Annotated in this window: 2 protein-coding genes; both read left to right on the top strand. The window is 75.7% G+C overall.

What is annotated here, in order from left to right; translation table 11 throughout:
* Window positions 1–59: 59 nt before the first annotated feature.
* Complete coding sequence (locus tag HUW36_RS29060; protein ID WP_246248377.1) at window positions 60–1673, top strand: type I polyketide synthase; 1614 nt, start codon at window positions 60–62, stop codon at window positions 1671–1673.
* Window positions 1674–1707: 34 nt separating this feature from the next.
* Window positions 1708–3209 (top strand): type I polyketide synthase (locus tag HUW36_RS29055; RefSeq protein ID WP_174531039.1); only part of this gene is annotated, 1502 nt, incomplete at its 3' end.

The following is a 3209-nucleotide window of genomic DNA, read 5'->3' as shown; positions in this document are numbered from 1 at the left end:
CTACACCGCTCTGAACACTCTTTCCCTACACGACGCTCTTCCGATCTCTGGCCGGGCCGGTGTGGTGGCTGACCCGGGACGCGGTCGCGGTCGGCGCGTCCGACCGCCCGGTCGACCCGGTCGCCGCCGGCACCTGGGGCCTCGGCCGGGTCGTCGCGCTGGAGGAGCCGCGACTCTCGGGCGGGCTGATCGACCTGCCGGCCGAGCTGGACGAGCGGGCCGTGCGGCGGGTCTGCGGTGTGCTGGCCGGTGGGGTCGAGGATCAGGTGGCGGTGCGGTCGTCCGGGGTGTTCGGGCGGCGGTTGGTGCGGGCCTCCGGTGATCCGGTGCGGCGGGAGTTCCGGTTCGCGGGCACGGTGCTGGTGACCGGTGGTACCGGTGCGCTGGGCGGTCGGGTCGCGCAGTGGGCGGCCGGTGTGGGCGCGGAGCACCTGGTGTTGACCAGCCGGCGCGGTGAAGACGCCCCCGGTGCGACGGAACTGGTGGAGCGGTTGCGGGAGCGGGGTGTGCGGGTGACCGTGGCCGCGTGTGACGTGGCCGACCGGGCGGCGGTGGCCGGGCTGCTGGACGGGCTGGCCGCGGCCGGCGATCCGGTCCGGGCCGTCGTGCACGCCGCCGGTGTCGGCCGGCTCAACCCGCTGCGCGCGGTCACCACCGACGAACTGGCCGACGTGGTCTCCGGCAAGATCGCCGGCGCCCGCCACCTCGACGAGCTGCTCGACCCGGAGCCGCTGGAGCTGGTGGTCTACTTCTCCTCCATCGCCGCCACCTGGGGCGTCGGCGACCACGGCGCGTACGCGGCGGGCAACGCCTTCCTCGACGCGTGGGCGCAGTCCCGCCCGGCCGGACGGGCCCGGGTCGTGTCGGTCGACTGGGGACCGTGGGCCGGTGGCGGCATGGTCAGCGCCGACCATGCCGCCGCGATGAGCCGGCGCGGCGTCACGCTGCTGGACCGGGAACCGGCACTGGCCGCGCTGCGAGCCGCGATCGAGGGCGACGGCACGGTGCTCACCGTCGCCGACGTCGACTGGGCGCGCTTCGCCCCGGTCTTCGCCGCCGCCCGGCCCCGCCCGCTGATCGCCGACCTGCCCGAGGTGGCGACGCCGGCCGGCGCGAGCGACCCGGCCGACACCGGCGGCACGGAGACGTTCGCCGCGCTGCGCAAGCGCCTGGCCGACCTCACCACCACGGAGCAGAACCGGCTGTTGGTGGACCTGATCCGCGCCGCCGCGGCCGAGGTGATCGGCCACGACAGCCCGTACGCCCTCGACGCCGACCGGCCGTTCCGGGACCTCGGCTTCGACTCGCTGACCGCGGTGGAGCTGCGCGGCCGGCTGGCCCGGCTCACCGGCCTCGCCCCGGCCAGCTCGGTGGTGTTCGACTACCCGACCCCGCAGGCCCTCGCCGAGCACCTGCGCGCCCAGCTCGTCGACGAGGCGTCGGCGGGGGAGCTGCCCACCGGCGAGGAACTGGACCGGCTGGAGGAGGCGCTCGCGCTGCGCGAGCGCGACGACCTCGGCCGGGTGCGGATCACCATGCGGCTGCAACGGCTGCTGGAACGCCTCGGCGCCGACGAACCGGACGAGCCGGCCGGCGACGTGGCCGACCGGTTGCGGACGGCCAGCAACCAGGAGCTCTTCGACCTTCTCGACCGCGATCTCGGGCTGTCCTGAGGCACGCGTGGCACACCAGGGAGCGAGATCGACCATGGCGGACACGGCAGTGGGCAGCACCGGACCGGCGGGGGACGAGCAGCGGCTCCGGGAGTACCTGACCCGGGTCGTCACCGAGCTGCACCAGACCCGCCAGCGACTGCGCGAGGTCACCGCCCAGGAGTCCGAGCCGGTGGCCGTGGTGGCGATGAGCTGCCGCTACCCCGGCGGGATCACCACCCCGGAGGAGCTGTGGCGGTTCGTCGCCGACGGCGGCGACGCGATCGGCGACTTCCCCGCCGACCGGGGCTGGGACCTCGACCTGCTGCACCACCCCGACCCGGAGAACGCCGGCACCTCGTACACCGCGTCCGGCGGGTTCCTGGCCGACGCCGGGCAGTTCGACGCCGCGCTGTTCGGCGTGTCCCCCCGCGAGGCGGTCGCCATGGACCCGCAGCAGCGGCTGCTGCTGGAGGTCACCTGGGAGCTGTTCGAACGGGCCGGGCTGGCACCGCTGTCGCTGCGCGGCAGCCGCACCGGCGTCTTCGTCGGGACGTCCGGCCAGGACTACGCCGCCGTGCTGCACCGCGCGCCGAACGCCGAGGGGTACGTGCTCACCGGCACCGCCGCCAGCGTGGTCTCCGGCCGGCTCGCGTACACGTTCGGCCTGGAGGGGCCGTCGATCACGGTGGACACCGCCTGCTCGTCGTCGTCGGTCGCGGTGCACCTGGCGTGCCAGGCGCTGCGGGAACGCGAGTGCGGGCTGGCGCTGGCCGGCGGCGCGACGGTGATGGCCACCCCCGGCCCGTTCGTCGAGTTCTCCCGCCAGCGCGGGCTGGCCGCCGACGGGCGGTGCAAGTCGTTCGCCGCCGCCGCCGACGGCACCGGCTGGTCCGAGGGCGTCGGCATGCTGCTGCTGGAGCGGCTCAGCGACGCCCGCCGCAACGGCCACCCGGTGCTCGCGGTGATCCGCAGCTCGGCGGTGAACTCCGACGGCGCGTCCAACGGCCTGACCGCCCCGAACGGCCCCTCCCAGCAGCGGGTCATCCGGGCGGCGCTGGCCGGCGCGAAGCTCACCCCCGACCTGGTGGACGTGGTGGAGGCGCACGGCACCGGCACCGTGCTCGGCGACCCGATCGAGGCGCAGGCGCTGCTGGCCACGTACGGACAGGACCGGGACACGCCGCTGCTGCTCGGGTCGGTCAAGTCGAACCTCGGCCACTCCCAGGCCGCCGCCGGCATCGCCGGGATCATCAAGATGGTCCACGCCATGCGGCACGGGATCGTGCCGGCCACGCTGCACGTCGACGAACCCACGCCGCACGTCGACTGGACCGCCGGCGCGGTCCGCCTGGTCACCGAGCCGACGCCGTGGCCGGCGGTCGACCGGCCCCGCCGCGCCGCCGTGTCCTCGTTCGGGATGAGCGGCACCAACACCCACCTGATCCTGGAACAGCCCGCCGAGGAGGCCCCGGAGCCGGCCACCCCGGCCGACCGGACGGCGCCGGTGCTGGTCACCGGCCGGACCCGCACCGCCCTGCGCCAGCAGGCCGCGCG

Source organism: Micromonospora maritima (assembly GCF_902825405.1).
Taxonomy (GTDB): domain Bacteria; phylum Actinomycetota; class Actinomycetes; order Mycobacteriales; family Micromonosporaceae; genus Micromonospora; species Micromonospora maritima.
This window is presented reverse-complemented; position numbering and strand designations above follow the sequence as displayed.